Source organism: Amycolatopsis sp. EV170708-02-1 (assembly GCF_022479115.1).
Lineage (GTDB): Bacteria > Actinomycetota > Actinomycetes > Mycobacteriales > Pseudonocardiaceae > Amycolatopsis.
The window spans coordinates 2,965,758-2,991,637 of the sequence record NZ_CP092497.1 but is presented as its reverse complement, the minus strand read 5'-3'; the positions used below and the strand labels follow the sequence as shown (position 1 = coordinate 2,991,637).

Below are 25,880 nucleotides of genomic sequence, written 5' to 3'. Positions count from 1 at the left end.
CGCAGCCAGCTGTGAAAATGGCCCAGGAAACCTAAGCCGAAGGAAGTCCCGAAACCCGCAAGGTGATGTTCAACCGTCCCGCCAAACCCAGCGCCGGATCAGCGGTCCCCGGCAACACCCGGGGCACCCCGTGGAAAGCCAGCCGGGATTCCCCGCCGAACACGAACAGATCCCCCGAGCGCAGATCCACATCCGTATAGGGCCGGCCGCGATCGGTCGTGTTCCCGAACCGGAAGACGCAGGCGTCCCCGAGGCTCAGCGACACGACGGGCTCCAGCGAAGCCTCGTCCTTGTCCTGATGCTGCCCCATCTTCGCGGCGGAATCATAGAAGTTCACCAGCGCGATGTCCGGCTCGTACGACGAAGCCCCGTAGGCGTCCGAGACGGCCTGCTTGCCCAGATCGGCGAGCCACGATGGAAACGGCAGCACCGGGGAGCCGTCGTCGGTCACCTTCGAATACCGGTACGGATGCCAGTGCCAGCCGAGGCACACCGTCCGCACCGACATGACACCGCCGTTCGGCAGCCGTGTCCGCCGGTAGCCACGCCAGCCGCGGCAGGCTTCGACCAGACGACGTTGCGCGTCGAGGTCGAGCCAGTCCGGAACGTGCACCGCGCCGGGCGCGACTTCGGTCCGCGGGCGAGGGATCAGCGCGTCCACATGTCGAGTCTGCCAGGACACGCGCCGACGATCCGGTGGCCCCGCACCATGACACCGGCCGCGGCGAACCAGCGCAGCACCTGCCGGACGAAACGCGGCTCGGACGGGGCATCCATGACTGTCACGGCCAAGCAAGCTGCCACAAAGCGGCAGCAGAAGCCACCTTTCGGACTACTCCGATCGGCCGGTTGACCGCAGTGCGTTCACCCGGTCACTGTGCGAATTCGACCACGGTCACCCCGGCCCGCGCGGGCACCGGGTCGTTCATCGCCGCGAGCACCGCGGGGACCTCGTCGAGGCCGACCCGGTTGCCGATCATGCCTTCGAGGTCGATCCCGGCCGCCTCCACCACCCGCAGCATCTCGGGGTACTCGTGCGCCTGCAGGCCGTGGATGCCGACGATCTCCAGCTCCGCGCCGATCACCCGGTGCATCGGGATGGGCGCGATGCCCTGCGCGGGCGGCATCAGACCGGCCTGGACATGCCGTCCGCGTTTGCGGAGGCTCCCGATCGAGGCGGCACAGGTGGTCGGCGAGCCGAGGCAGTCGAGCGAGACGTGCGCGCCGCCGCCGGTCAGCTCCCGGACATGAAGAGCGACGGCCTCGTGGCCCTCGAACTCGGAAGGATCGACGGCCGAAGCGGCGCCCATCCGCGAAGCCAGCGCCCTGGCCTGCGGAGACGGGTCGACGGCGACGACCGACGCACCGGCCGCGACGGCCAGCAGGATCGACGAGACGCCGACGCCACCGCAGCCGTAGACCGCCACCCACTGACCGGGCCGGACCCCGCCCTGGCGCAGCACGGCCCGGAACGCCGTCCCGAACCGGCAACCCAGCGCCGCCGCCTCCGCGGCGGACAGCGAATCCGGGAGCGCCACGAGGTTGACCTCGGCGTTTTCGATGGCGACGTACTCCGCGAACGAACCCCAGTGGGTCGCGCCCGGCTGGAACTCGCGATCGCAGATCTGCTGGTCACCGGCGGCGCACTGGGCACAGGTGCCGCAGGCGCAGACGAACGGCACCGTCACCCGATCGCCTGCCGACCAGCCGCGGACGCCCTCGCCGAGCGACGCGATCCGGCCGGCGAGCTCGTGCCCGGCGACGTGCGGCAGCTTCACCGACGTGTCGTGCCCCTGCCAGGAGTGCCAGTCGCTGCGGCACACCCCGGTCGCCTCGACGGCGATCACCACCCCGCCCGGCGGCGCGACCGGATCCGGCACCACGCGTACCTCGGGCAGCACCCCGAACTCCTCGAAGACGACCGCCCGCACTCGCACTCCCGCTAAGTTCCCGTGTCCCGGCCTCGCTGCGTCACGAGGCCCTCGCCGGGCACCGTACACCGGGCCGCGCGCCCGCGCGGCGGCCCGAGGAGCCTTGACAGCGACTCCGGCGGCACCCCGAGGACCTCCTCGAGATTCTTGAGCACCAGCAGGGATTCCGGCCGTTCGGGACGGCAACGCCCCGACTGCCAGTGGCTCAGCGTCGCGAGGCTGACCGAGCACCCCCGCCCTCTCAGCCGGTACCGGATCCGATCGAGGCCGAGGCCCCTCGCCCTGATCGCCGCCCTGAGGGCGTCCGCGAACGGCCCGGTTTCCAAAAGCCGTCTGAGTTCACGTCCTTCCGCCACCCCCCGGTCGATGGTGTGTGTCCGCTGACCGGTCATCTTCATCGCCTTCGCACGCTCGCTAGCCACCCGGAAAAGCGCAGCCTAGGCGTGGGAACACATGATCGGAAGGGCCTTAGATCACCTTTCCGCGTGGCAGGCGGGTGACGTAACTATGCAGGGACGTAGGGAAAATTCCCACCGCACCACCCGGCCGAAACGCGTCCACAGTGGACACGAAGCTCAGCGTAGCGCGACCGACAGCGCCTGCGCGATCTCCTTGCCGATCGCGTGTGTCGCCGCGTCCGGCGGCGAGCCGACCTTGACCACCATCGGGCCGCCGAACGGCTGACGCTCCACGACCTCGATCCGCTCGCCGAGGCCGATCGAATGCTCGGTCAGGTAGCGCAGGAGTTCCGGATCGGTGTCCCAGACGCGGACGATCTCGCCGACCGCGCCGGGCGGGAGATCGTCGAGGATGCGCATCGGCATCTCCTCGACACTGCCGTCGGGGCGGGGATGGGGTCGCCGTGCGGGTCGCGTACCGGGTTGCCGAGCTTCGCGGCGATCCGCTCCACGAGCCTGTCCGACACCGCGTGTTCGAGCGCGTCGGCCTCGGCGTGCACCTCGTCCCAGGTGTAGCCGAGCTCGGACACCAGGTAGGTCTCGATCAGCCGATGACGGCGGAGCACCGAGCGGGCCAGCAGCCTGCCGTCGGTGGTCAGCTCGATCCCGCGGTACGGCACGTGCGCGACCAGCCCCAGCTGGGACAGTTTGGTGACCATGCCGGACGCCGACGACGGACTGACCTCCAGCCGTCCGGCCAGCGACGTGTTGGTGACGGCCTCGCCGCGCTCCACCAGCCCGTAGATCACCCGGACGTAGTCCTCCACGGACGACGACCTGCGACTTGCCCCTTCACCCATGCGTTCGAGTTTACGGCTTGGCTCACCCGGCGTGCGGCCGCCAGCGGTACCGGATCCAGCCGGGGACGGGGTCGGCGCCGAGCTGGGCGTAGAACGCCTCACCCTTCTCGTTGCCCTCCTGCATGTCCCATTCGACCCGGCCGGGCGTCCGCGCGCTCAGCTCGTCGAGCAGCTCCCGCCCGAGGCCGAAACGGCGGTGCTCCGGGCGCACGAAGAGGTCGTCGAGCCAGATCCCGGGCCGGGCCTCCCAGGTGGAGAAGTTCCAGCTGCAGAACGCGAAGCCCGCGACCTTGCCCGGCTCACCCGGCGGGGTGGCCAGCAGCACCCAGGCCTTCGGATCGGGCCCGAAGAGGAACCCGGCCATCTCCTGCCTGTCGAGCTTCAGGTCGTGTTTGTCCTCGTAGACCGCGTGCTCCTCGATGAGCGCGCAGATCTCCTCGATGTCGTCCGCGACCGCGTCCCGCACCGGCATGGGTCTCAGCTCCGTTCGTAGACGATGTCGCCGCCGACGGCGGTGGCGACGACGTGGATCGAATCCAAAGTGGACTCGTCGGTCGGGTCGGCCGAGAGGACGGCGAAGTCCGCGAGCTTGCCGATCTCCAGTGTGCCCAGGTCCTTCTCGGCGAAAGCGGCGTACGCGGATCCATACGTGTACGCGCGCAGGGCTTCGGCGGGGGTGAGCCGCTCATCGGGACCCAGCACGACCCCGGACGCGGTCTTCCGCCGCACCATGTCGGCCAGCGCGAGCAGCGGCGCCCCCTCGACGACCGGGCGGTCCGAGCTGGCGGGGAGCACGCAGCCCGCGTCGAGGAGGCTCTTGAGCCGGTAGCACCACGGTTCGCGTTCGGGGCCGAGCGCGGCCCGCATGCCGTCGCCGATCTCGTTGACGAACCGGCCCTGCGGCGACGCGATCAGCCCCAGCGACGCCAGCCGCTTCAGTTCCTCGGGCCGCAGCACCGCGCAGTGCTCGATGCGGTGCCGGTGGTCGCGACGCGGATCCGCCTTCAACGCGGCTTCGTAGGCGTCGAGGACGACGGTGATCGCGCGGTCGCCGATGGCGTGCGTCGCGACCTGCCAGCCCGCCTTGTGCGCGGCGGCGATCGTCCGCGCGATCTCGTCCTCGGGCACCTGGAAGTAGCCGACGTTGTCCGTTTCGCCGGCGAACGGCTCGTGCATGGCGCAGGTGCGGCCGATCAGCGAGCCGTCGGCGAACAGCTTCATCGCGCCGATCCGCAGCCATTCGTCGCCGAAGCCGGTGCGCATCCCCAGGTCCAGACCGAAGCCGGCACCCGCGTCGAGGTCGTGGAGCACACTCGCCGCGACCATCACCGTGCTCCGCACCCGCAGCACCCCGCGTTCGCGCGCCAGCTGGTACGCGGCGAGCTCGGCGGGGGTCTCCCCACGAGACCCCGCCGATCCCGGCCTCCTGGACGCTCGTGATCCCTTCGGCCAGGTACCGCTCGCTCGCCCTGTCCAGCCCCCGGACGACCCGCTCGACCGGCGTCGGATAGGTCAGCGGCCGCAGCATGAGCTGGGCCTGTTCACGCAGCAGCCCGGTCGGCGAACCGTCCTCGTCGCGGACGACGTCGCCGCCGACGGGCACCTCGCCCAGGTCCAGCCGCTCCAGCACCGCGGAGTTGACCACGGTCATATGCCCGGACGTGTGCTTGAGCCGCACGAGGTGCCCGGGAGCGGCGCGGTCGAGACCCTGTCGCGTCGGATGACCGCCCACGAGTTTGTTCTGGTCGTAGCCGCTGCCGATGATCCAGCCGCCCGGCGGTGTTTCGGCCGCGCGCCGCGCGACAGCGTCGTACACCTCGTCGACGCTGCGGCAATCCGAGAGGGCGACATCGTCGAGTGCCATGCCGAACCAGGCCATGTGGTTGTGCGCGTCGTGGAATCCGGGCACTACCACCGAGCCGCCCAGATCCACCCGGCGCTTTGCGGAAAGCGCGGCCGCATCGTGGCCTAACGCGACGATTCGTCCGTTCAGCGCGGCAAGCGCTACGGATTCCCCCGTCCCAGTGAGGAACCGGGCGTTCTCGTAGACCGTGTCGACCCGCATGGATTCAACCCTATCGATCGATCGATCGGTCGTCTAGGCTCGGCGTCATGAGCACCGTGGACTACGCACTCGACGACGGAATCGCGGTTATCTGGCTGAACCGCCCCGAACGGCTCAACGCGGTGGTCGCCGAACTGGTCGACGACCTGCTGGAGGCGCTCGACGCGGCCGCCAAATCGGACGCGCGCGCCGTCGTGCTCGCCGGCCGGGGGCGCGCTTTCTGCGCCGGCCACGACCTCAAGGAGCCCACCCCGGAGGGTGATTCACGCCCGCGGCTCGACCGGCTACAGGACGTGACACGCCGCCTTCGCGGCCTCCGCCAGCCCGTCATCGCCGCGGTCCACGGCTACGCGATCGGCGCGGGCGCGGAGTTCGCGATGGGCTGCGACCTGATCCTCGCCGCCGAAGACGCCGTGTTCGCCTTCCCCGAGGTCTCCCTGGGCCTGAGCGTCACCGGCGCGGCGTCGCGGTTGCTGCCGCTGCTGGTCGGCCCGCTGAAGGCCAAGGAACTCCTGCTGCTGGGCGAACGCGTGAGCGGCGCCGAGGCGTACGAACTCGGCCTGGTCAACGCCACCGCGCCCGCCGACGACCTGATGGACACCGCGCTCGTGTGGGCGGCCAAGATCGCCGCGCATCCGGCCGCCGCGGCCACGATGGCCAAACGCGCCCTCGATTCCGGCATCGACAGCTCGCTCGACGCCGCGCTCGAACTCGAGGTCAGCCACGCGCTGATCACCGAGCACTCGGCCGAGGTCGCCGCTTCGTCCGAGGCCTTCCGGAGCCGGGCATGACCTCGCTCGCCGGGATCGACACCCTCGTGGGCCTGACCACGAGGGCCGCCGCGCTCTGGCCGGACAAGACGGCGTGGGTCTTCGACTCCACCGGGGAAAGCTTCACCTTCGCCGACGTCGACGCGCGCAGCACTGAGTACGCCCGCGCGCTGCTCGACCTCGGCGTGGCACCGGGCGACCGGGTCGCGGTGATGCTGCGCAACCAGCCCGAATTCCCGTTGCTGTGGCTGGCCTTGGCCAAGATCGGCGGGGTGCTCGTCCCGGTCAACACCGGATACCGCGAGTTCGACGGCGCGCACGTGCTGCGGCATTCCGGCGCCAGGTTCGCCGTCGCCGCCGAAGAATTCCTGGAGCTGCTGAACAAGATCGCGCCGGAGACCTCGCTGGAACGCGTGCTCACGCCCGGCGAACTCGTGGCACCCCAGGACGGCGCCTGGATGACCTTCTGGTCCGAAGGCGAACGCCCGGTCAACATCCAGTACACCTCGGGCACCACGGGCGCGCCCAAGGGCTGCGTGTTGCCGAACAGGTATTGGACGACACTGGCGATCAGCCTGGCCACGGACTTCCCCGCGGTCGGCGCGGACGACGTCGTCCTGACCGCGCAACCGTTCCACTACATCGATCCACAGTGGAACGTGGCACTGGGACTCGCGGGCGGCGCGACCCTGGTGGTGCTCGACCGCTTCCACCCGTCGACGTTCTGGGAGAAGATCCGCGAACACGGGGTCACCTGGTTCTACTGCCTCGGCCTGATGCCCACCCTTCTGCTGCGCCAGCCGGAAAGCGAGCTCGACAAGGCACATCAGGTCCGCGCGATCTGCGCTTCGGCCATCCCGCGCGACCTGCACGCCGCGCTCGAAGCACGCTGGGGCACGCCGTGGTTCGAGGCCTTCGGCATGACCGAGACCGGCGGCGACATCCGGATGTACCCGGCGGATCACGAGGAGACCGTCGGCACCGGCTGCCTCGGCAGGCCGGCGCCGACCCGTGAGGTGATGATCGCTGACGCGGACGGGAAACCGCTGCCGCGCGGGGAAACCGGCGAGCTGCTGATCCGCGGGGTCGGCCTGATGCACGGCTACCACGACGACCCCGAAGCGACCAGGCGCGCTTTCGACGGCGGCTGGTTCCACACCGGCGATCTGGCCACAATGGACGGCGAAGGCCGCGTGTACTACGTGGGCCGTACCAAGGACATGATCCGCCGCAGCGGTGAGAACATCTCCGCCGACGAGGTCGAGCGGGCGCTGCAGCTGCATCCCGCGGTCAAGCTCGCCGCCGTCATCGCGGTGCCGGACGACATCCGCGGCGAAGAGGTCAAGGCGTACATAGTCCTCGACGAGAACGAGGGGCACCGGTGCGAACCGGCCGAGCTGGCGGAGTTCTGTTCGGCGAAACTCGCCTACTTCAAGGTTCCCCGGTTCTGGGCCATCGAGGCGGAACTGCCGATGACACCGTCGGAACGGGTCGCGAAGGGTGAGCTCAAGAAGGCGGAAGACCTCCGCGCCGGTTCCTGGGACAGGACCACGGAGTCATGGCTCTGAGCACCCGGGAGAGAGTCCGCCAGGCGGCGGTGAAACTGTTCGCCGCCAAGGGGTTCCACGGCACCGGCATCCGGGATCTGGCGCAGGAGGCGGAGCTGTCGTCGGCCAGCCTGTACCACTACATGGGCACCAAAGAGGATCTGCTGGTCGCCATCATGAACGAGTCGCTGCGGCGCCTGCTCGACGCGGCCGAGCTGGCGACCGCCGGGCTGTCGGATCCCGTGTCACGGCTCGGATCCCTGGTGGCGCTGCACGTGCTCGCGCACGCCATCCAACCGGATGACACCCGCGTGGTGGACAACGAGGTCCACGCGCTCACCCCGGGCGCCAGGGCCGAAGTGGTGGGCCTGCGCGACGCCTACGAAAAGCTGTGGGCGGACGCCATCGAAGACGGTGTCGCGGCCGGCGTCTTCCACACCGGCCAGCCTTCGGTCACCCGGCTCGCGCTGGTGGAGATGTGCAGCGGGGTCGCGCGCTGGTATTCGCCGCAGGGGCCGCTCACCCTCGATCAGCTGGCCTCCCATTACGCGGAGCTGGCGCTGCGGGCGCTCGCCTGCGAACGGCAGCTGGACGTCACGGCGTTGCAAAACTGCCGTGAAGTGGTCTCGGGAGTGTGGCGAGTGCCCGTTTAGCGGCGACTTAGGTCTGTACGCCTTGCTCAGACGGCTTCTCTGGGGGACGCTCGAAGGGTGACTGAGCAAACGATCCAACTCGAACTGGACGACTCGGGTCTCTCGCCGGCGTTGCCGGTGCCTTCGAACCCCCGTGATCAGGTGCAGGACGTCCCCTACCGCCCGGTGGGCTTCCGCGACGACGACCTGCCCACGGCCCTCGAACGGTGCGCGACATGGCTACGCCAGGCTCAGGAGTGGCTCGGGGAACCGGTCGATGTGCTGGCCGTCCATCTCGACTATGACGACCGCAAGGGTTCGCCCTACTACGACGTGAAGCTTCTCTGCAACGAGGAGGACCTGGCCGGGGTCCCGATCGCGATGCGGAACCAGAAGGAAGACTAGACAAAGTCCGTGAAGGCCTCCTTCCCTGCCTTGACCGCGGGGAAGGAGGCCTTCATGGCAAGGGCGACCGTCAGCCCAGCGTGCCGCCGACCTTGACGTGCCCCTTGAGCAGGTTCCGCGCGATGGTCCGGCGCTGGATCTCGTCGGTGCCCTCGTAGATCCGCAGCAGCCGCAGCTCGCGGTACCACCGCTCGACCGGCAGTTCCCGCGTGTAGCCCATCCCGCCGTGGATCTGCAGGACGCGGTCGACGATCTCGTTCGCCTTCACCCCGCCGTACAGCTTCGCCATCGACTGCGCGTGCCGCGAGTCCAGCTTCTGGTCGACCTGCCAGGCGGCGTGCAGCACCAGCCAGCGCAGCGCCTCCAGCTCGGTGCCGGAATCCGCGATCATCCACTGGATGGCCTGGCGCTCGGCGATCTTCTGCCCGAACGTCTCCCGCGTGTTGGCGTGCTCGATGGCCATCGAGATCAGCCGTTCGCAGGAGCCGATGGCGCGCGCGGGCAGCAGGTACCGGCCCGCCCCGATCCACTGCATGGCCAGGTCGAACCCGTGGCCGAGCTCGCCGAGGATCTGCGTCTCCGGCACGCGGACGTCCTCGAAGACCAGTGCCGCCGGGCCCCATTCGCCCATGGTGTCGATGTATTCGGACTTCCAGCCCGCGTCACGGTCGACGAGGAAGCAGGTGACGCCGCCGTTCGCGCCCTTCTCGGGATCGGTGATCGCGAAGACCATCACGAAATCGGCCTCGTTGCCGCCGGTGATGAAGGTCTTCTCGCCGTTGATGACCCAGTCGGTGCCGTCCTTGCGGGCGGAGGTCCGGATGGCCTTGGCGTCCGAACCCGCGCCGGGTTCGGTGATCGCGAAGCACGACTTGCGCTCGCCCGAGATCGTCGGGAGCAGGTAGCGCTCCTTCTGCTCGTCGTTGGCGTAGTACAGGATGTTGTCGGCGGCGCCGCCGAAGCGGAACGGCACGAACGTGCGGCCGAGTTCGGCCTCCAGCAGCGCGGTCATCACCGCGGACAGGCCCATGCCGCCGTATTCCTCCGGCGTCTGCACACCCCAGAACCCGGACTCCTTGGCCTTCAGCTGCAGCTCGCGCAGCTCGTCGGTGGTCAGGCCGGGCTGACCGGCGCGTTCGCGGCGCAGCACCTCCTGCTCACGCGGCATGAGGTCGCGCTGGACGAACGTGCGGACCCAGTCGCGCACCTCGCGTTCCTCGACGCTCAGAGAGAAATCCATGGTCAGCCCGCTCCTGTTCGACAGTGACTAAGCGCTCGCTTAGTCAGCGTACCGCTTCGGTTGTCGTCAGCCGAGGAGTTGTCATAAGTTTTCGCAACCTGTCCCCGTCTCGTCGAAGGGCACCCATGAGCACGGCAGCACCCGCGGCGAAGCGGGATCGCACCCACTACCTCTACATAGCCGTCATCGTGGCGGTGGCGCTCGGCATCGCGGTCGGGATCCTGTTCCCCGCCGTCGGCAAGGAACTGAAGCCGCTCGGGACCGGGTTCGTGAACCTGATCAAGATGATGATCTCGCCGATCATCTTCTGCACGATCGCGCTCGGCGTCGGCTCGGTGGCGAAGGCGGCGAAGGTCGGCCGCGTCGGCGGGCTCGCGATCGGCTACTTCCTCATCATGTCGACCGTCGCGCTGGTCATCGGCCTGGTCGTCGGCAACATCCTGCAGCCCGGCACCGGCCTGCACCTGACGCCCGAGATCGCCGAAAAGGGCCAGGACCAGATCGCCAAGAGCGAGGGCACCGTCGAGTTCCTGCTCGGGATCATCCCGAAAACGCTGGTGTCGGCGTTCACCGAGGGCGAGGTGCTGCAGACGCTGCTGGTCGCCCTGCTCGCCGGGTTCGCGCTGCAGAAGCTGGGCACGAAAGGCGAGCCGATCCGCCGCGGCATCGAGCACATCCAGCGGCTCGTGTTCCGGATCCTGGCGATGATCATGTGGGCGGCCCCGGTCGGCGCGTTCGGCGCGATCGCCGCCGTCGTCGGCGAGACCGGCTGGAAGGCGCTGCAGAGCCTCGCGGTGATCATGCTCGGCTTCTACATCACCTGCGCGCTGTTCGTGTTCGTGGTGCTCGGGCTGATCATCGGCCTGTTCGCCAGGGTCAACATCTTCAAACTGCTGCGCTACCTCGGCCGCGAGTTCCTGCTGATCCTGTCGACGTCGTCGTCGGAGTCCGCGCTGCCGCGCCTGATCGCGAAGATGGAGCACGCCGGCGTCTCCAAACCGGTCGTCGGCATCACCGTGCCCACCGGGTACTCGTTCAACCTCGACGGCACCGCGATCTACCTGACGATGGCGTCCATCTTCATCGCCGACGCGCTCGACAAACCGCTGACCATCGGCGAGCAGATCTCGTTGCTGGTGTTCATGATCATCGCGTCGAAGGGCGCGGCCGGGGTCACCGGCGCCGGGCTCGCGACGCTGGCGGGCGGGCTGTCGTCGCACCGGCCGGAGCTGGTCGACGGCGTCGGGTTCATCGTCGGCATCGACCGGTTCATGTCCGAGGCCCGCGCGCTGACGAACTTCGCGGGCAACGCCGTCGCGACCGTGCTGATCGGCACCTGGACCAACGAGATCGACCGTGAGCAGCTGGACCGTACGCTGAACGGCGAGTCGCCGTTCGACGAAGCGACCTTGCTCGACGAAAACGCGAGTGACGCGACCGTGGAATCGGGTAAGAAGGAGACGTGATCGAATGCGCGGTCCGCTGGTCGGAGCCCCTGCCCGCTGAACCCCGGTTCCTGGCCCTGCTCGACGAGCTCGAGCAGGGCCGGTACGCGAACTACCGCCAGGACATCGACAAACGCCGGTTCCTGACCGGCCGGGTGCTGGCGAAGACGGTCGCCGCCGAGCGGCTCGGCATGGCCGTCGAGGACGTGAGCTTCGACGCGACCTGCGAAGACTGCGGCAAACCGCACGGGCGGCCCAAGGTCCCCGGCGCGCCGCTGATGCTGTCGATCTCGCATTCGGGCGACCTCATCGGCGTCGCGGCCACCGCGGGGACACCGGTCGGCCTCGACGTCGAGACGGCCACCAGGCGGGCCGAGGACTCGCTCATGGAGTACGCGCTGACCCCCGCGGAGCAGGCCGCGATCTCCGGGCTGTCCGACGAGCAGCGCGCGACGGCGTTCTTCACCTACTGGACGCGCAAGGAAGCGGTCATGAAGGCCACCGGGAAGGGCCTCAAGATCCCGCTGCAGAGCATCACGTTCTCCGGCTACGACGAGCAGGCGCGGCTGGTCCGGTCGACGCACGAGGCCCTCGACCCGGCCCGGACCCGGCTCGCGGACCTGAAGGCGGCCGAGGGCTACCGGGCCGCCGTCGCGCTGATCACCTCGGACGACATCTCGGTCACCGAAACCTTCGCGACCCTCTGACCCCGCGTTTCGTCCTCTGAATGCGGTAGTTGCGCGTGCAAGTACCGCATTCAGAGGACGAAACGCGTCAGAGCTCCAGACCCATCGCGGCCAGCAGGGTGCGGAACTTCGCCGAGGTCTCGTCGAGTTCGGTTTGCGGGTCGGAGGCGGGCACGATCCCGCCGCCGGCGTACAGCCGCATCGCGGTGTCGGCGATCTCCGCGCACCGGATCCCGACGGCCCATTCGCCGTCCCCCGCCGCGTCGACCCAGCCGACGGCGCCCGCGTAGTACGCGCGGTCGAACGGCTCCAGCTCCTGGACGAGCGAGCGTGCGGCGTCGGTCGGCGTGCCGCAGATCGCGGGGGTCGGATGCAGCGCGGCCGCGAGATCGAGCGCGGTGACGTCCTGGTCGATCAGCTCACCGGTGACGGTGGTCGACAGATGCCAGATGGCCGGCGTCGAGACGAGTTCGGGGCCGCGGACGTCGAGCGTGCGGCAGAAGGGCCGCAGGATCTCGACGACGGACTCCACCACCACGGCGTGTTCGACGTGGTCCTTTTCGGACGCCAGCAACGCCTCACCATTGGCCTTGTCGATCGCCGGGTCCGCCGACCGGGGCATCGACCCGGCATGCGGCCGGGACAGGACGGCGCCGCCGGTGCGGGAGAGCAGGAGTTCGGGGGTCGCGCCGACCAGTGTGCGCCCGTCGGGCAGCTGCGCGGCGTACGTGGTGTGCCGGGGGTTCCCGTTCGCCAGGTTCCGGACGACTTCGGCGACCGGGACGGCCTCGGCGAAGTCGAGATCGAGCGCGCGGGCCAGGACGACTTTGCGCAGGTCACGGTCGCTCAGCGCCGCGACGGCCGCGCGGACGGCGGCCAGATGGGCCTCCGGTTCCGGCACGGGAGTCACCTTGACCGGCCGCGGAAGCGAGGTGCGCGGCGGGACGGCCGCGTGGTCGGACGACGCGCGATGGACCGCGCGCGGGAGCACGAGGTGGCTCGGTGTCGAGCCGGTGTCGAAGGGCAGCACACCGACCGCGATCGAACCACCCGAGTCGGTGAACAGCCCGGGGAGCGCCCCGGACAGCCGCGACGGCTCGGTGTCGGTCGCGGTGGCCACGGCCCCGCTCGCGAGGAGCGCGTGCCGTGCCGTGGCCAGGAGGAAGTCGCCCCGCTCGTAGCGGGCGGCCAGGTCTGCCGGGGTGGCCGGTGCGGTACTGGTCGTCACCCCACCAGCGTCCCAGGCTCCGGCTGAGACCAGGGGAAAGTGTTGCCCGGGCAACAGCCTCTCAGGCAACACCTTCCCCCGGACAGCCCGTGACCTGGGCGGTGTCTCTCAACAGCGCGCTGCCGGATTTCCGTAGCCGGGCCGTGGCAACGGCTGTCACTCGCCCAGCCATGTCGGCGGCCCGCCTCCGCAAATCCGAGGCCTCCGGCCAAGAGAGACGCGCCCGGCGTTACTTCAGCGCCTCGAGAAGGGCCTCGCGCTGCCGCTCGCCCAGGCCGGCGGCACGCCGGTCCGGGTCGATCCCGGCCTGCTCCAGCAGGGCGGCGACCTTGACCGCGCCCAGGCCGGGCACGGCCTTCAGCAGCTGCGTGACCTTCGTCTTGCCGATGGTCTTGTTCTCCTTGGCCTGCTTGAGCACCTTGTCGATGCTCTCCTTGCCGGACTTGATCGACGCAAGCAGCTCGGAGCGCGCTTTGCGAGCCTCAGCCGCCTTGGCGAGGGCATCGGCGCGCTGCTCCGGAGTCAACGTGGGCAGAGCCAACGTAGTAGTCCTTTCATCTCAGGTCTCCGCTTTCGCGGCCGACGGCCTTTAACCATGCTTGCAAGAGCAAGCGCTGGCCAGCCGTCTCTGTACCACGGCTCCAGTAAACGCCACCCGTTCCTCGGCCGTGAAACCGACACGCACTTATTACCCCTCGACCACGCCACGGGCAACCCGCCCCAGCCTGCGGAAACACACCCTTCGGGCGGCGATTCAGCGGCGTTCATCACCCTTATGAGCGATGCCGACACTTCGCACTGTTAGCCATTTTTCGTTTCATGGCAGGAAAAAAACGAATTATTGATGATCTTGGCCCGAACCGGGGAACACCCGTTAGCGCGACACTGTGACCGAACGGTTGCCTGCGATGTTACTGACCGGTTCACCCCTCCCGGATTAGAGTCGGCCCAACCCCAGTTCACCGGAGAACGAGCACCACGGGAGTACGCGATGTTGAGCACGATGCAGGACGGGCAGCTGTCACTGGGCAGGCTGCTCCGCCACGGCACCACGGTGCACTCCGAGAGCGAAGTCATCACCTGGACCGGTTCAGAAGCCCGCCGGGAGACCTACGGCGAGCTCGGCAAGCACGCCGCTCGCCTGGCCAACGCCCTCCGGAGCCTCGGGATCACCGGCGACCAGCGCGTCGGCACCTTCATGTGGAACAACGCCGAGCACATGGCCGCATACCTGGCCATCCCGGCGATGGGCGCGGTGCTGCACACGCTGAACATCCGGCTGTTCCCCGAGCAGCTCGTCTTCGTCGCCAACCACGCCGAGGACCAGGTCGTCATCGTCGACGGCACGCTCGTCCCGCTGCTGGCCAAGCAGCTGCCCGGGCTGAAGACCGTGCGCCACGTGATCGTGGCCAACGGTGACGCCTCCACCCTCCCCGCGCCGGACGGCGTCCAGGTGCACTCCTACGACGAACTGCTGGCCGGTCAGCCGGACACGTTCGACTGGCCCGAAGTGGACGAGCGGTCGGCCGCCGCGATGTGCTACACCTCGGGCACCACGGGTGACCCGAAGGGCGTCGCGTACTCGCACCGGTCGATCTGGCTGCACTCGATGCAGGTCACGATGTCCGACAGCATGCGGCTGGCCCAGCACGACAAGGCCCTCGCGATCGTCCCGATGTTCCACGCGATGGCGTGGGGCATGCCGTACGCGGCGATGATGGTCGGCGCCTCGCTGCTCATGCCGGACCGCTTCCTCCAGCCCGCGCCCATCGCCCAGATGCTGGAGGCCGAAAAGCCGACCTTCGCCGGCGCCGTCCCGACGATCTGGCAGGGCCTGCTCTCCCACCTCGACGCGAACCCGCAGGACATCTCGCATCTGCGCGAGGTCGTCGTCGGCGGATCGGCGGCGCCGCCGTCGCTGATGCACGCCTTCGAAGACCGCTACGGCGTGCCGATCCTGCACGCGTGGGGCATGACCGAGACCTCGCCGCTGGGCAGCGTCGCGCGCCCGCCCGCCTCCGCGACCGGCGAGAAGGCATGGGACTACCGCTACACCCAAGGCCGCTTCCCGGCGTCCGTCAGCGCCAGGCTGATCGGCGACAACGGCGAGGAACTGCCGTGGGACAACGAAAGCGTCGGCGAACTCGAGGTGCAGGGCCCGTGGATCGCGGCTTCGTACTACGGCGGCAAGGCCGGTGACGAACCCGACCCGGAGAAGTTCCACGACGGCTGGCTGCGCACCGGCGACGTCGGCAAGATCAGCCCCGACGGCTACCTGACGCTGACCGACCGCGCGAAGGACGTCATCAAGTCCGGCGGCGAGTGGATCTCGTCGGTGGACCTGGAGAACCAGGTGATGGCGCATCCCGCGGTGGCCGAGGCGGCCGTGGTCGGCATCCCCGACGAGAAGTGGGACGAGCGCCCGCTGGTCGCCGTCGTGCTCAAGGAGGGCCAGAGCGCCACGGCCGAAGATCTGCGCGATTTCCTGTCCGACAAGGTCGCGAAGTGGCAGCTTCCGGAGAATTGGACCTTTGTGGACGAAGTCCCGAAGACCAGTGTCGGCAAGTTCGACAAGAAGCGGCTGCGGGCGTTCCACTCCGAAGGCAAGCTCGACGTCAGTCAGCTCTAACGGGTTAATCTCCCGCGCGCCTGCCCTTCCGTGAAGGCCATCTTGAGGGACGCTGTCCTTGAAGGTGGCCTTCACGGCGTTCGGCGAAGGGTTTTGTTGGTGCGCAAGACAAACAGGCGGATGTTCCTGGCGCTGGCGGGGACGACGGTGCTCTCCGCCTGCGGGTCGAACACCGTCCAAACAGGAAACCCGCCCCCGTCGACCGCCTACTCCGCCGGGGTGACCAGGCCGAAACCGAAGCCGGTGGACCTCGCGCAGTGGTACCACCCGTATCCCGAGGCGGGCGTCCAGGAAGCCGTCACCCGCTACGCGGCCGCGTACCAGAAGTCCAAGGTCGCGGTGCAGTGGAATCCCGACGACTACGAAACGAAACTGAACGCCGCGCTGCAGGCGGGCCCGGTCCCGGACGTCTTCGAAGGCCAGGTGACCGTCGAGCGCGTCCGGCAGAACCTCCTCGTCCCGCTCGACGACGTCATCGGGCCCGTGCGCGGGGACTTCAACCCCTCGGTGCTCGCGGCGCAGACCGTCGACGGCAAGACTTACGGCATTCCGCAGGCGCTGGACACCCAAGTTCTCTTCTACCGCAAGAGTTTCCTGCAGGAGGCCGGGGTGCAGCCGCCGCGGACGCTCGACGAACTCGTCGACGCCGCCAAGAAACTCTCCAAGGACGGCGTCAAAGGACTGTTCGCCGGCAACGACGGGGGCGCGGCGGCGCTCGCCGGGCCGCTGCTGTGGTCGGCCGGGCTCGACTACGTCAAGGACGGGAAATCCGTCGGCTTCGACGATCCGCGCACCGCCACGGCGTTCGCGAAACTCCACGAGCTCAACGGTTCGCTGCTGCTGGGCGCCGCGACGGACTGGCCGGATCCGCTCCCGTTCATCGACGGGCTCACCGCCATGCAATGGACCTGGCTGTGGAACCTGCCGAAGATCCAGGACACCTTGAAGGACGACTTCGGCGTCCTGGCCTTCCCCCGGCTCGACGCGGCGGGCGCGCCGTCCGTGCCGGTCGGCGGGTTGAGCGCGATGGTGCACGCCAAGAGCCTGAACCCCAACGCCGCCAAGGACTTCGTCAAATGGCTGTGGCTGGAGCGCGTCGACTTCCAGCAGGAGTTCGCCACCAAGTTCGGTTTCCATCTGCCCGCGCGGCTGAGCGTGCTCGACAAGGTCACCGCGGCGGGCGACGCCGCGAAGCTGGTCAAGGAGAACGGACGCGCCGCCGGTCCACTGTGGACACCGGCGGCGAACACCGCGCTCGTCGACGCGCTGGGCCGGATCGCCCGCGACGGCGCCGACCCGGCCACCGAGACCAAAGCCGCCGTCGAGGCGGTCAAAGCCGAACTGGGTCGCCTTTCCGCCTGAGCGAGCGCACGTAAGCGACGATCAGCACGATCGACAGGATCACCGCGCCACCGTCGGTGACCAGCGAAGGCAGCACGCCAGGCCAGCCGTGTTCGGCGATCGCCGCGCGGTGCACCGCGAACGGCACGACGTACACGCCGAAGGCTTGGGCGACGTTGACCGCGAGCACCGGCCAGAACAGCCATCGCCACCGGAACCACACCAGCAGTCCCAGCGCGTTGCCGGCGATGAAGACGTTCCCCACCAGCCGCAACGCGCTCAGATAAGCGGGCGCATCGGCGATGTCCGCCCCTTTGAGCCGCATGCTCGCCTCGATCAGGCCCAGATCGATGATCACGTAGTTCTGCAGCGCCGTCCCGAGCACGAAGACGATCGAGCAGAGCACCGTGACCAGGCGGATCTTCGGTGTCCAGAGCATCACTTCCCCCGTTCTCTATCAGTGATAGAGACAAATCTATCACTGATAGAGTCCGCTGGTGGCACGCAAAGGCTCGCTCGACCTCGCCAAGATCACCGAGGCGGCCGTCGCACTGCTCGACGAGGCCGGCCTCACGGAGCTGACCACCCGGCGGCTGGCGGCGAAGCTCGGCGTCAGCTCGCCGACGCTGTACTGGCACGTGAAGGACAAGGCGGAGCTGCTGGATCTCGTCGCCGAGGCGATCTGCGCCGACGCCTTCGAGATCGATCGCTCACGGCCGTGGCGCGATCAGCTCGCCAGCGGGCTCCGGCAGTTCCGCGCCCTGCTGCTGCGTCACCGGGACGCGGCCGCGCTGCTGCGCGAGCGGCCGCCGATCGGCCCGCACCGGCTGGGCCACATCGAGACGACCGCGCGGATCCTGCTGGAAGCGGGCTTCTCCGAAGAGGACACCGCCGGGATTTCGCGGCTGCTCACCGCGCACGTGCTCGCGTCGGTCGAAACGCTTCCCGCGCGGAAGCCGGACGAAGGATTCCTCGCGCGGCTTGAGGCCTATCCGCACGTGGGCAGGCTGGGCCCGGCTTTCGCGGCGCAGAGCGGCGAGGACGTGTTCGAGCTGGGTGTGGAAGTGATCCTGGACGGGCTCGCGGCCCGGCTCTAGTCGCCGGACACACCCCAGATCGCCAACTCGACGGCGACATCGTTCTCGTAGAGCAGCGCGCAGTTCGCGCTCCAGCGCGGACGGCGCTCGTACGGCAGCCGCCCCGCCTTGTCGAGTTCGTCGAAGTCGGCGACGGACGGCTCCTCGGTGCCGAAGGCGGCGACGAGTTCGGCGTCGGTCAAGGGCCGGATCGTGCCGAAGTCGTCCTCGCCGGTGGCGCTGATGAACTCGTGGACATCGAGCACGGAGTGAGTCCCGGACTCCTGGACGCTCTCCACCTCGTACAGCTCGTCGATCGAATCCGGGCGGCCGAGTTCGTCCTCTTCCCAGAGGTAGTCGCCCTCCTCGAAGACCCGCGCCTTCATCGCGTCCAGCGCCGCTTCCGGGTCGCCGTCGAACCGGCCGCGGACGGACCAAGCCGAAGCACCCACCGGGCCACCTCCTCGCTCGTCGAGCGGCCAGCGTAACCAGCCCGCTTGGCTACTTGCGTATTCGGCCGAACGTGACAAATTTTCGCATTACCCTTTTCTGGCGTTCACCCCACGGCTAACGTCGTCCGGCATCGTCCTTCCGCGACACCCACCCGCGACGACTGGGGGCACCGCCATGTCCGTCATCTCCAGGCGCACCTTCACCGCGGCGGGCGCCGCCGGCGTCGGCCTGCTGCTGTGCACACCGACCGCCAACGCGCTCGACCGGGCGCTGGCGCGCACCGCGTCCCGCGCGGTCCGTACCGCGGGCACCACGCTGGAAGCCGCGGCGGCCCCGCTGACCAGCGGTCCCGGCTACACGCGGCTGACCGCCGGCCCCGGCTGGCCGCTCGTGGTCCGCGGCGATCTCGCCGCGCCGAAGACCGGCCGCGACGACCGGCGCCGCGCGATGGCGTCCTTCGCGCAGTTCACCGACCTGCACTTCACCGACGCCGAAAGCCCGGCGCGGTTCGAGTACCTGCACCCGTTCGTCGGATCGGCGCACCGGCCGCAGGAAACCCTCGGCCCGGTCGCGACGACGGCGCTGGTGGAACGCGTGAACAGCCTGAAGACGGGCCCGTTCACCGGGCGGGCGATCGACTTCATGGTCACCACCGGCGACAACACCGACAACCACGAGCTGATCGAGCTCGAATGGTTCCTCAAAGTGCTCAACGGCGGCACGGTGAACCCGACCTCGGGCGACCCGAACGTGCACGAGGGCGTCCAGACGTCCGGGTCTTCGCACTACTGGAACCCCGGCAAGCCGCTGGACGACGCGTACACGAAGAAGGGCTTCCCGCAGCTGCCCGGCCTGCTCGGCGCGGCGTCGAACACCTTCACCTCGCCCGGTCTCGACGTCCCGTGGTTCTGCACCTTCGGCAACCACGACGACAGCATCGTCGGCACGGTGCCGGACCTGCCGGGGATGGACGCCTGGTACACCGGCCGCTTCAAGGTGATCGGCAAGGACGAGACGACGTCGCGGAAGCTCGCCAACGCGATCGGGTCCGGCTCCGGCGTGCCGGTCACGGAGCTGTTCGGCGGCTCCGGCACGATCCGCGAGATCACCCCGGACGAGCGACGGCGGCCGTTCAGCACCGCGGAGTTCGTCCAGCACCACCTCGACTCGGCCAACACCGGCCCCGGCCCGGTCGGCCACGGGTTCAGCGGGAACAACGCCGACGGGCGGAACGTGTACTACACCTTCCGGATCGCGCCCGGGATCACCGGCATCAGCCTCGACACCACGACGATGGCCGGACTGGCCGACGGGTCGATCGGGCTCGGCCAGTTCACCTGGGTGGAGAACACGCTCAAACGCAACAGCTCGACGTACTACGACTTCTTCGGGCGCAAGGTCACGCAGAACGTGACGGACGAGCTGTTCATCCTGTTCAGCCACCACACCAGCGACACCATGGGCAACGTGCTGCCGGACGCGCGGCACCCGCTGGAGATCCGGCTCAACGGCGACACGTTCGTCTCGCTGCTGCACCGGTTCCCGAACGTGCTGGCGTGGGTCAACGGGCACACGCACCACAACAAGATCACCCCGCACGCCGGCAAGACCGCGAAGCAGGGCTTCTGGGAGATCAACACCGCTTCGCATATCGACTTCCCGCAGCACGCGAGGATCATCGAGGTCGCCGACAACGCCGATGGCACGTTGTCGCTGTTCACGACCCTGATCGAGGCGGAAGCGCCGTACGAGGCGTCGTACTCGGACACCTCGACGCAAGCGCTTGCGTCGCTGTACCGGGAGTTGTCGTACAACGACATCCACGCCTCGCTGGGCGCCGTCGGCACCGCTCAGGACCAGAACACCGAACTGCTGCTGCCGCACCCGCTCGCCTGACCCTTTGGGCCTCGTGAGTGGCAAGGACGGTTCTAACCGTCCTTGCCACTCACGAGGCCCGTTACCCCGGAGGTAATCGACACGGGGCGCGGTGCCGGGCACGCTCGGCGCCATGACCGACGCAGAAGGCACCGCGCTCTTCCACCGGACCATGCCGTTCACCGAGCGGCTCGGCATCGAGGTACTGGAGCACTCCCCCGCCGCCGTGCGCGCCCGGATCGCGTGGGACGAAACGCTCTGCACACTCGGCGGGGTACTGCACGGCGGCACGCTGATGGCGCTGGCCGACTCCGCGGGCGCGGTCTGCGCGTTCCTCAACCTGCCCGAAGGCGGACAGGGCACGACCACCGTCGAGTCGAAGACGAACTTCCTGCGCGCGGTCCGGTCCGGCCACGCCACGGCGACCGCGAAACCGCTGCACGCGGGCCGCAAGCTCATCGTGGTGGAGACCGAAATCCGCGACGACGAGGGCAAGCTGGTCGCGAAAGTGACACAGACTCAGGCCGTCTTGTAGGCAACTGTTTACATACCTCGCGCGACCGGCGAAAATCCCTTCCCTACTGGGTGGAATCGAGGGATGGAGCCGGAATGCGCATACGAGGGCTGGTCACGCTGCTGACGATCGCGACGATGACCGCGGTGACGGCACAGACGGCGGAGGCGGGTCCCGGTCGCCCGGACGACGAGTCGATCGACTACCACGAATGGTCCGGTCATCCCGGTTTCCGCGACGGCAGGCTCGAAGGGCTCGGCCTCGACCGCGGCGCGCTGCGCATCGACCGCCCGATCGGCACGATCGAGCACACCGAACCCACGCTCGGCACCACGAAGACCTACGAATACGGCCAGTGGACGTCGCGGAGCCACACGCAGGGCTTCGACGCCTCCCAGCTGGTCGCTTCGTGGAACGCGAAGACTCCCGCCAAGACCTGGGTCAAGGTTGAGGCCAAGGGCCGCACCGCGTCGGGCGCCGAGACCTCCTGGTACGTCATGGGCCGGTGGGCGAGCGGCGACGCCGACATCAAGCGCACCAGCGTCGACGGCCAGAGCGACGCCAACGCCGCGGTCGACGTCGACACGCTGGTCATGAAGGCGGGCGTCGCGCTCCGCTCGTACCAGCTGCGGGTCAGCCTGTATCGCGAGGCCGGTTCCCACGCCACGCCTTCGGTGACGTCGGTCGGCGCGATGACGTCGCTGGTCCCGGACCGCTTCGAGGTGCGGCCGACGAAACCGGGCCGCGCCACCGGCATCGAGCTCAAGGTGCCCGCCTACGCGCAGAATCTCCACAAAGGACAGTTTCCGGAGTACGGCGGTGGCGGCGAGAACTGGTGCAGCCCGACGTCCACCGAAATGGTCGCCGAGTACTGGGGCAAACGGCCCAAGCCCGAAGACATGAAATGGATTCCGGAGGGTTACGTCGATCCGACCGTCGCGTACGCCGCCCGCTACACGTTCGACTACGCCTACGACGGAACCGGCAACTGGCCGTTCAACACCGCGTACGCCGCTTCACTCGGACTGCGTGGGCACATCACCCGTTTGCACTCCTTGAACGAACTCGAAAAGTACATCGCGCGCGGCATCCCGGTGATCACGTCGCAGTCGTTCAAGGCCGAGGAACTCGACGGCGCGGGCTACGGCACCGCCGGGCACATCATGGTCGTCGTCGGCTTCACCAAGGACGGTGACGTGATCGCGAACGACCCGGCCGCGAGCAGCAACGACCGGGTCCGGAACGTCTACAAACGACACCAGTTCGAGACGATCTGGCAGCGCACCAAGCGGTACAACACGAATGGCGGCGTTTCGAGTGGCCCGGGCGGGATCGCTTACATCATCACGCCTGGGCACTGAATCGTTCCCCACCCGAGCGGATGTCGCGATCCGGGCCGCCCACATGGCAAGCTCGGAGGTTCGTCGACTCGGAGGTGGGCATGCCGTACGAGGTCCAGGGCGTCGTTTCCCGCGCCAAGGGTGAACCGGTCTCGCTGGAGTCCGTGACGGTGCCCGATCCCGGGCCCGGCGAGGCCGTCGTCTCGGTCAAGGCGTGCGGCGTCTGCCATACCGACCTGCACTACCGCGAGGGCGGGATCAACGACGGGTTCCCGTTCCTGCTCGGCCACGAGGCCGCCGGGTTCGTGGAGGCCGTCGGCGACGGCGTCACCGACCTCGAACCGGGCGACTACGTGATCCTGAACTGGCGCGCGGTCTGCGGCACCTGCCGAGCCTGCCGCCGGGGCAGGCCCTGGTACTGCTTCTCCACGTTCAACGCCGCCCAGCCGATGACCCTGGCCGACGGCACCGCTCTGTCACCGGCGCTCGGCGTCGGGGCGTTCCTCGAAAAGACACTCGTCCACAGTGGACAATGCACGAAGGTCGACCCCGCCGCCGAGCCCGCCGTCGCCGGGCTGCTCGGCTGCGGGGTGATGGCCGGTCTCGGCGCCGCGCTGAACACCGGCGCGGTGAGCCGGGGCGATTCCGTCGCGGTCATCGGCTGCGGCGGTGTCGGCGACGCCGCGATCGCGGGCGCGAACCTGGCGGGCGCGAAGACCATCGTCGCCGTCGACACCGACGACCGGAAACTCGCCTGGGCCAAGGACTTCGGCGCCACCCACACGCTGAACAGCAAGGGGCTGGGCGAAGACCAGGTCGTCGAGGCGATCCGGGAGTTCACCGATTCGTTCGGCGCGGACGTCGTGATCGACGCGGTCGGCAGGCCCGAAACGTGGCGGCAGGCGTTCTACGGGCGAGACCTGGCGGGCACGGTGGTGCTCGTCGGCGTCCCGACCCCGGACATGCGGCTGGATCTGCCGCTGATCGACTTCTTCTCACGCGGCGGCTCGCTCAAGTCGTCGTGGTACGGCGATTGCCTGCCCTCACGGGATTTCCCGATGCTGATCGACCTCTATCTGCAGGGCAGGCTCCCGCTCGACAAGTTCGTCACCGAGCGGATCGCCCTCGACGGCGTCGAGCAGGCCTTCGGGCGCATGCACCACGGAGACGTCCTGCGCAGCGTGGTGACGTGGTGAAACTCTTCACCGACGCCGATTTCCCGGCCGATCCGTATCCAGGCGCGCGGCCGGGACATTCCTTCGTCCATTTCGACGGTGCCGGCCACAGCCTCGACACCGCGCCCGAAGGCTGGCGACACCGCCAAGCCGTGCTCGCCTACGGGTCGAACGCGTGCCCGTCCAAGATCACCTGGCTGCGGGAGAACATGGGCCTGGAGGGGCCGGTCGTCGTCTGCCACGCGCGCTGCACCGACCTCGCCGCGGTCTGGGCGTCCGGGCTGCGGTTCCGTGACGGGCAGCGCCCCGCGACACTGGCCGCCGCCCCGGGTGTCGTCGAGGAGCACGCCGTGTGGTTCGCGACCCCCGAACAGCTGGCCGTGCTCGACAAATGCGAGGGCAACGGCATGCGCTACAACCTGGTGCGGCTGACCGCCCCGGCCATCACGCTCGACGACGGAACCGTGCTCGACGACGTGGTGGCCTACGTCGGCGCCGCGGACATCCGCCTGCCGATCCTGGTGGACGGCAGGCATATCCGCGTCGCCGACCTCGAACAGCGCCGGGCCGCGGCGCTGGACGGGATCCCCGCCCGAACGCACGGCCTGGACTGCACGCTGGTCGAGGCCGGGACGCTGATCAGAGAAGCTTCCCGGGATTGAGGATCCCGCTCGGATCGACGGCCTTCTTCGCCGCTCGTAACACATCGACGCCGATCTCGCCGATCTCCGCCGCCAGATAGCGCGCGTGGTCGACACCGACGGCGTGGTGATGCGAGATCGTGCCGATACCGGTGATCGCCTCCGACGCCGCCGCCTTCGCCCGCTGCCATTGGGCGATCGGGTCGGCCTCGTCGCGCGGCGTGAGCACGGTGAAGTACAGCGACGCGCCCGTTTCGTAGGCGTGCGAGACGTGGCACATGATGATGGCGTTGCCGAGCGTCGCGGTGAGCGCGGCACGGACCGCGTCCCGCAGGTCGCTCAGTTCCGCCCAGTACGCGGCGGTTTCCAGGGTTTCGACGCAGACACCGTTGTCCATCAAGGCGTCCCGCTGCCGGGGACCGGAGAACCGGCCGCGGCGCCACGATTCACCGAGTGCCGCACCGATACGGACGGCGTCGAACCGCTCCAGTACCCGGGTGGTTTCCCGACGTCGCCGGGCGACCTCGCGTTTCGAAGCGCCTTCCCAGCCGACGATCAGCAGGCAAGGAGCGTGCACTCCCCGCGCCTTGAGGTACCGGCGGAGTGCCTTGGTCTTCAAACTGTCGTTGAGCGCGAGCGAAACCTCGCTCTCGTCCACATCGGACAGTCGCGTGACGTCCGCGAGCACGTGCCGCTGGGCGAGCTCCCGGACCGCGTCGGTGCCCTTCTCCCAGCCGTCGAGGACGAAACCCTCATAGCGGCGCACTTCCGGCACCGGGCGGACGCGGAGGGCGACCTCGGTGATCACGCCGAGCGTGCCCTCGCTGCCGATGGCGAGGTGCCGCAGGTCCGGTCCCGCGGCCGACGCCGGCGCGACGCCGAGTTTCCATTCCCCGCGCGGGGTCGCGAGCCGGACGCCCTTGACCATGTCCTCGAACCGGCCGTAGCCCGACGAGGCCTGCCCGGCGGACCGGGTCGCGGCGAAGCCGCCGATGGTGGCGCGTTCGTAGGACTGCGGCACATGCCCGAGGGTGAAACCGTGTCCGGCGAGCAGCCGATCCGCCTCCGGGCCGGTGACCCCCGCCTGCAGTACGGCGATCCGGGAGACGGGATCGACGGAGACCAGTTCACCGAGCCGGGTGAGGTCGAGCGCGATCACCGCGGCCTTGTCCCCGCGCACCGCGGCGACCCCGCCGACCACCGAGGTCCCGCCGCCGAACGGGACGACGCCGACGTCGTGCCGTGCGCAGATTTCCAGCACCGACTGGACTTCGGCGGGATTCTCCGGCAGGACGACGGCGTCCGGCACCGGAAAATCACCGAACCCTCGCCGCCGCATCAAGTCCAGATAGGACAGACCACTGGCTCGCGCGAGCCGTTCTCCCGGCGCCGTGAGGACGTATTCGGCGCCGACGAGTTCCTCGAGGTCTCGCTTGGGCCGTTCGTCCAGCACCGGTTCGGGAACGGACAGCGCCGAATCGGGCGCGAAGGGCGCCGCGGAGCCCAACGGGCCGATACGCTGGACGAGCCACCTCAGGGCCTTGGCCGGAAGGTGGGCGGCGTCACCGGCCTCGGGCGTCCAGGATCGTCTTAACCGGTGGTCAATAAGCTCGGTCACGACTACAGTGT

Annotated in this window: 25 protein-coding genes and 2 pseudogenes; 14 read left to right on the top strand and 13 right to left on the bottom strand. The window is 69.0% G+C overall.

The window, feature by feature from the left end:
- Positions 1 to 31 precede the first annotated feature (31 nt).
- The 7 genes and pseudogenes from MJQ72_RS13835 to MJQ72_RS13805 form a co-directional block, all read right to left on the bottom strand.
- The gene (locus tag MJQ72_RS13835) at positions 32 to 661 is read right to left on the bottom strand and encodes an alpha-ketoglutarate-dependent dioxygenase AlkB (RefSeq protein WP_240599557.1); all 630 of its coding nucleotides are present in this window, start codon (positions 659 to 661) and stop codon (positions 32 to 34) included.
- Complete coding sequence (locus MJQ72_RS13830) at positions 649 to 786, bottom strand: hypothetical protein (protein ID WP_240601616.1); 138 nt, start codon at positions 784 to 786, stop codon at positions 649 to 651. Before MJQ72_RS13830 ends, MJQ72_RS13835 begins: the two co-directional genes overlap by 13 nt.
- Before the next feature lie 86 nt (positions 787 to 872).
- The gene (locus MJQ72_RS13825; RefSeq protein WP_240599556.1) at positions 873 to 1,931 is read right to left on the bottom strand and encodes an alcohol dehydrogenase catalytic domain-containing protein; all 1,059 of its coding nucleotides are present in this window, start codon (positions 1,929 to 1,931) and stop codon (positions 873 to 875) included.
- An 11-nt stretch (positions 1,932 to 1,942) separates the two neighbouring features.
- Positions 1,943 to 2,329, bottom strand: coding sequence for a transcriptional regulator (locus MJQ72_RS13820; RefSeq protein WP_240601320.1), 387 nt, complete (start codon positions 2,327 to 2,329; stop codon positions 1,943 to 1,945).
- A gap of 177 nt (positions 2,330 to 2,506) precedes the next feature.
- Positions 2,507 to 3,189, bottom strand: a pseudogene (locus MJQ72_RS13815) (metal-dependent transcriptional regulator).
- A gap of 22 nt (positions 3,190 to 3,211) precedes the next feature.
- On the bottom strand, positions 3,212 to 3,661 hold the full coding sequence (locus tag MJQ72_RS13810; RefSeq protein WP_007028633.1) for a GNAT family N-acetyltransferase: 450 nt from the start codon (positions 3,659 to 3,661) through the stop codon (positions 3,212 to 3,214).
- Positions 3,662 to 3,666: 5 nt separating this feature from the next.
- A pseudogene (locus MJQ72_RS13805) lies at positions 3,667 to 5,254 on the bottom strand (amidohydrolase).
- 47 nt (positions 5,255 to 5,301) lie between these two features.
- Here MJQ72_RS13805 and MJQ72_RS13800 point away from each other — a divergent pair.
- The 4 genes from MJQ72_RS13800 to MJQ72_RS13785 are packed head-to-tail and all read left to right on the top strand — an operon-like array spanning position 5,302 to position 8,608.
- Positions 5,302 to 6,045 carry an enoyl-CoA hydratase/isomerase family protein gene (locus MJQ72_RS13800; RefSeq protein WP_240599555.1) on the top strand — a complete coding sequence of 248 codons (744 nt, stop codon included), beginning with the start codon at positions 5,302 to 5,304 and terminating at the stop codon, positions 6,043 to 6,045.
- Positions 6,042 to 7,592, top strand: a complete 1,551-nt coding sequence (locus MJQ72_RS13795) for an ATP-dependent acyl-CoA ligase (RefSeq protein ID WP_240599554.1) — start codon at positions 6,042 to 6,044, stop codon at positions 7,590 to 7,592. The genes MJQ72_RS13800 and MJQ72_RS13795 overlap by 4 nt, the downstream gene beginning before the upstream one ends.
- Positions 7,583 to 8,224 carry a TetR/AcrR family transcriptional regulator gene (locus MJQ72_RS13790; protein WP_240599553.1) on the top strand — a complete coding sequence of 214 codons (642 nt, stop codon included), beginning with the start codon at positions 7,583 to 7,585 and terminating at the stop codon, positions 8,222 to 8,224. Before MJQ72_RS13795 ends, MJQ72_RS13790 begins: the two co-directional genes overlap by 10 nt.
- Before the next feature lie 57 nt (positions 8,225 to 8,281).
- Positions 8,282 to 8,608: a hypothetical protein gene (locus MJQ72_RS13785; protein WP_005155958.1), complete on the top strand. Its 327-nt coding sequence runs from the start codon at positions 8,282 to 8,284 to the stop codon at positions 8,606 to 8,608.
- 70 nt (positions 8,609 to 8,678) lie between these two features.
- On the opposite strand, the gene MJQ72_RS13780 is transcribed toward MJQ72_RS13785, so the two are convergent.
- On the bottom strand, positions 8,679 to 9,848 hold the full coding sequence (locus MJQ72_RS13780) for an acyl-CoA dehydrogenase family protein (RefSeq protein ID WP_240599552.1): 1,170 nt from the start codon (positions 9,846 to 9,848) through the stop codon (positions 8,679 to 8,681).
- A 125-nt stretch (positions 9,849 to 9,973) separates the two neighbouring features.
- Between MJQ72_RS13780 and MJQ72_RS13775 the strand changes: the two genes are divergently transcribed.
- Positions 9,974 to 11,314 (top strand): cation:dicarboxylate symporter family transporter, encoded by a 1,341-nt coding sequence (locus tag MJQ72_RS13775; RefSeq protein WP_240599551.1) that lies wholly within the window; start codon positions 9,974 to 9,976, stop codon positions 11,312 to 11,314.
- Entirely contained in the window at positions 11,311 to 12,000 is a 690-nt protein-coding gene (locus tag MJQ72_RS13770; protein WP_240599550.1) for a 4'-phosphopantetheinyl transferase superfamily protein, read from the top strand. The genes MJQ72_RS13775 and MJQ72_RS13770 overlap by 4 nt, the downstream gene beginning before the upstream one ends.
- Positions 12,001 to 12,067: 67 nt before the next feature.
- Here the strand turns inward: MJQ72_RS13770 and MJQ72_RS13765 are convergent, their stop codons facing one another.
- Positions 12,068 to 13,207 carry an isochorismate synthase gene (locus tag MJQ72_RS13765; protein WP_240599549.1) on the bottom strand — a complete coding sequence of 380 codons (1,140 nt, stop codon included), beginning with the start codon at positions 13,205 to 13,207 and terminating at the stop codon, positions 12,068 to 12,070.
- A gap of 229 nt (positions 13,208 to 13,436) precedes the next feature.
- On the bottom strand, positions 13,437 to 13,748 hold the full coding sequence (gene mihF, locus MJQ72_RS13760; protein WP_005155963.1) for an integration host factor, actinobacterial type: 312 nt from the start codon (positions 13,746 to 13,748) through the stop codon (positions 13,437 to 13,439).
- Positions 13,749 to 14,198: 450 nt separating this feature from the next.
- On the opposite strand from mihF, the gene MJQ72_RS13755 reads away from it, so the two are divergent.
- Together MJQ72_RS13755 and MJQ72_RS13750 are read left to right on the top strand one after the other, a co-directional pair.
- A complete protein-coding gene (locus MJQ72_RS13755; protein WP_240599548.1) occupies positions 14,199 to 15,836 on the top strand; it encodes a long-chain fatty acid--CoA ligase in 1,638 nt (545 codons plus the stop codon).
- A 99-nt stretch (positions 15,837 to 15,935) separates the two neighbouring features.
- The gene (locus tag MJQ72_RS13750) at positions 15,936 to 17,198 is read left to right on the top strand and encodes an ABC transporter substrate-binding protein (RefSeq protein ID WP_240599547.1); all 1,263 of its coding nucleotides are present in this window, start codon (positions 15,936 to 15,938) and stop codon (positions 17,196 to 17,198) included.
- Here MJQ72_RS13750 and MJQ72_RS13745 read toward each other — a convergent pair.
- The gene (locus tag MJQ72_RS13745) at positions 17,167 to 17,616 is read right to left on the bottom strand and encodes a hypothetical protein (RefSeq protein WP_240599546.1); all 450 of its coding nucleotides are present in this window, start codon (positions 17,614 to 17,616) and stop codon (positions 17,167 to 17,169) included. The two genes, MJQ72_RS13750 and MJQ72_RS13745, sit on opposite strands and share 32 nt — an antisense overlap.
- Before the next feature lie 58 nt (positions 17,617 to 17,674).
- Between MJQ72_RS13745 and MJQ72_RS13740 the strand changes: the two genes are divergently transcribed.
- On the top strand, positions 17,675 to 18,274 hold the full coding sequence (locus MJQ72_RS13740) for a TetR/AcrR family transcriptional regulator C-terminal domain-containing protein (protein ID WP_240599545.1): 600 nt from the start codon (positions 17,675 to 17,677) through the stop codon (positions 18,272 to 18,274).
- Here the strand turns inward: MJQ72_RS13740 and MJQ72_RS13735 are convergent.
- Positions 18,271 to 18,705: a hypothetical protein gene (locus MJQ72_RS13735; RefSeq protein WP_016337460.1), complete on the bottom strand. Its 435-nt coding sequence runs from the start codon at positions 18,703 to 18,705 to the stop codon at positions 18,271 to 18,273. The two genes, MJQ72_RS13740 and MJQ72_RS13735, sit on opposite strands and share 4 nt — an antisense overlap.
- 175 nt (positions 18,706 to 18,880) lie before the next feature.
- On the opposite strand from MJQ72_RS13735, the gene MJQ72_RS13730 reads away from it, so the two are divergent.
- The 5 genes from MJQ72_RS13730 to MJQ72_RS13710 all read left to right on the top strand — a co-directional run bounded on the left by MJQ72_RS13730 (position 18,881) and on the right by MJQ72_RS13710 (position 24,272).
- On the top strand, positions 18,881 to 20,602 hold the full coding sequence (locus MJQ72_RS13730) for a TIGR03767 family metallophosphoesterase (protein WP_240599544.1): 1,722 nt from the start codon (positions 18,881 to 18,883) through the stop codon (positions 20,600 to 20,602).
- Positions 20,603 to 20,714: 112 nt separating this feature from the next.
- Positions 20,715 to 21,116, top strand: coding sequence for a PaaI family thioesterase (locus MJQ72_RS13725; protein ID WP_240599543.1), 402 nt, complete (start codon positions 20,715 to 20,717; stop codon positions 21,114 to 21,116).
- 74 nt (positions 21,117 to 21,190) lie between these two features.
- A complete protein-coding gene (locus MJQ72_RS13720) occupies positions 21,191 to 22,456 on the top strand; it encodes a C39 family peptidase (RefSeq protein WP_240599542.1) in 1,266 nt (421 codons plus the stop codon).
- 80 nt (positions 22,457 to 22,536) lie between these two features.
- Complete coding sequence (locus MJQ72_RS13715; protein ID WP_240599541.1) at positions 22,537 to 23,631, top strand: S-(hydroxymethyl)mycothiol dehydrogenase; 1,095 nt, start codon at positions 22,537 to 22,539, stop codon at positions 23,629 to 23,631.
- The gene (locus MJQ72_RS13710) at positions 23,625 to 24,272 is read left to right on the top strand and encodes a gamma-glutamylcyclotransferase family protein (protein WP_240599540.1); all 648 of its coding nucleotides are present in this window, start codon (positions 23,625 to 23,627) and stop codon (positions 24,270 to 24,272) included. The genes MJQ72_RS13715 and MJQ72_RS13710 overlap by 7 nt, the downstream gene beginning before the upstream one ends.
- On the opposite strand, the gene MJQ72_RS13705 is transcribed toward MJQ72_RS13710, so the two are convergent.
- Complete coding sequence (locus tag MJQ72_RS13705; RefSeq protein ID WP_240599539.1) at positions 24,250 to 25,869, bottom strand: FAD-binding oxidoreductase; 1,620 nt, start codon at positions 25,867 to 25,869, stop codon at positions 24,250 to 24,252. The two genes, MJQ72_RS13710 and MJQ72_RS13705, sit on opposite strands and share 23 nt — an antisense overlap.
- Between the last annotated feature and the right edge of the window lie 11 nt (positions 25,870 to 25,880).

Coding starts and splice junctions, on each gene's coding strand:
- MJQ72_RS13715 (WP_240599541.1), top strand. CDS start 22,537: ATGCCGTACGAGGTCCAGGGCGTCGTTTCCCGCGCCAAGGGTGAACCG.
- MJQ72_RS13800 (WP_240599555.1), top strand. CDS start 5,302: ATGAGCACCGTGGACTACGCACTCGACGACGGAATCGCGGTTATCTGG.
- MJQ72_RS13745 (WP_240599546.1), bottom strand. CDS start 17,616: ATGCTCTGGACACCGAAGATCCGCCTGGTCACGGTGCTCTGCTCGATC.
- MJQ72_RS13725 (WP_240599543.1), top strand. CDS start 20,715: ATGACCGACGCAGAAGGCACCGCGCTCTTCCACCGGACCATGCCGTTC.
- MJQ72_RS13795 (WP_240599554.1), top strand. CDS start 6,042: ATGACCTCGCTCGCCGGGATCGACACCCTCGTGGGCCTGACCACGAGG.
- MJQ72_RS13755 (WP_240599548.1), top strand. CDS start 14,199: ATGTTGAGCACGATGCAGGACGGGCAGCTGTCACTGGGCAGGCTGCTC.
- MJQ72_RS13790 (WP_240599553.1), top strand. CDS start 7,583: ATGGCTCTGAGCACCCGGGAGAGAGTCCGCCAGGCGGCGGTGAAACTG.
- MJQ72_RS13780 (WP_240599552.1), bottom strand. CDS start 9,848: ATGGATTTCTCTCTGAGCGTCGAGGAACGCGAGGTGCGCGACTGGGTC.
- MJQ72_RS13730 (WP_240599544.1), top strand. CDS start 18,881: ATGTCCGTCATCTCCAGGCGCACCTTCACCGCGGCGGGCGCCGCCGGC.
- MJQ72_RS13820 (WP_240601320.1), bottom strand. CDS start 2,329: ATGAAGATGACCGGTCAGCGGACACACACCATCGACCGGGGGGTGGCG.
- MJQ72_RS13720 (WP_240599542.1), top strand. CDS start 21,191: ATGCGCATACGAGGGCTGGTCACGCTGCTGACGATCGCGACGATGACC.
- MJQ72_RS13775 (WP_240599551.1), top strand. CDS start 9,974: ATGAGCACGGCAGCACCCGCGGCGAAGCGGGATCGCACCCACTACCTC.
- MJQ72_RS13810 (WP_007028633.1), bottom strand. CDS start 3,661: ATGCCGGTGCGGGACGCGGTCGCGGACGACATCGAGGAGATCTGCGCG.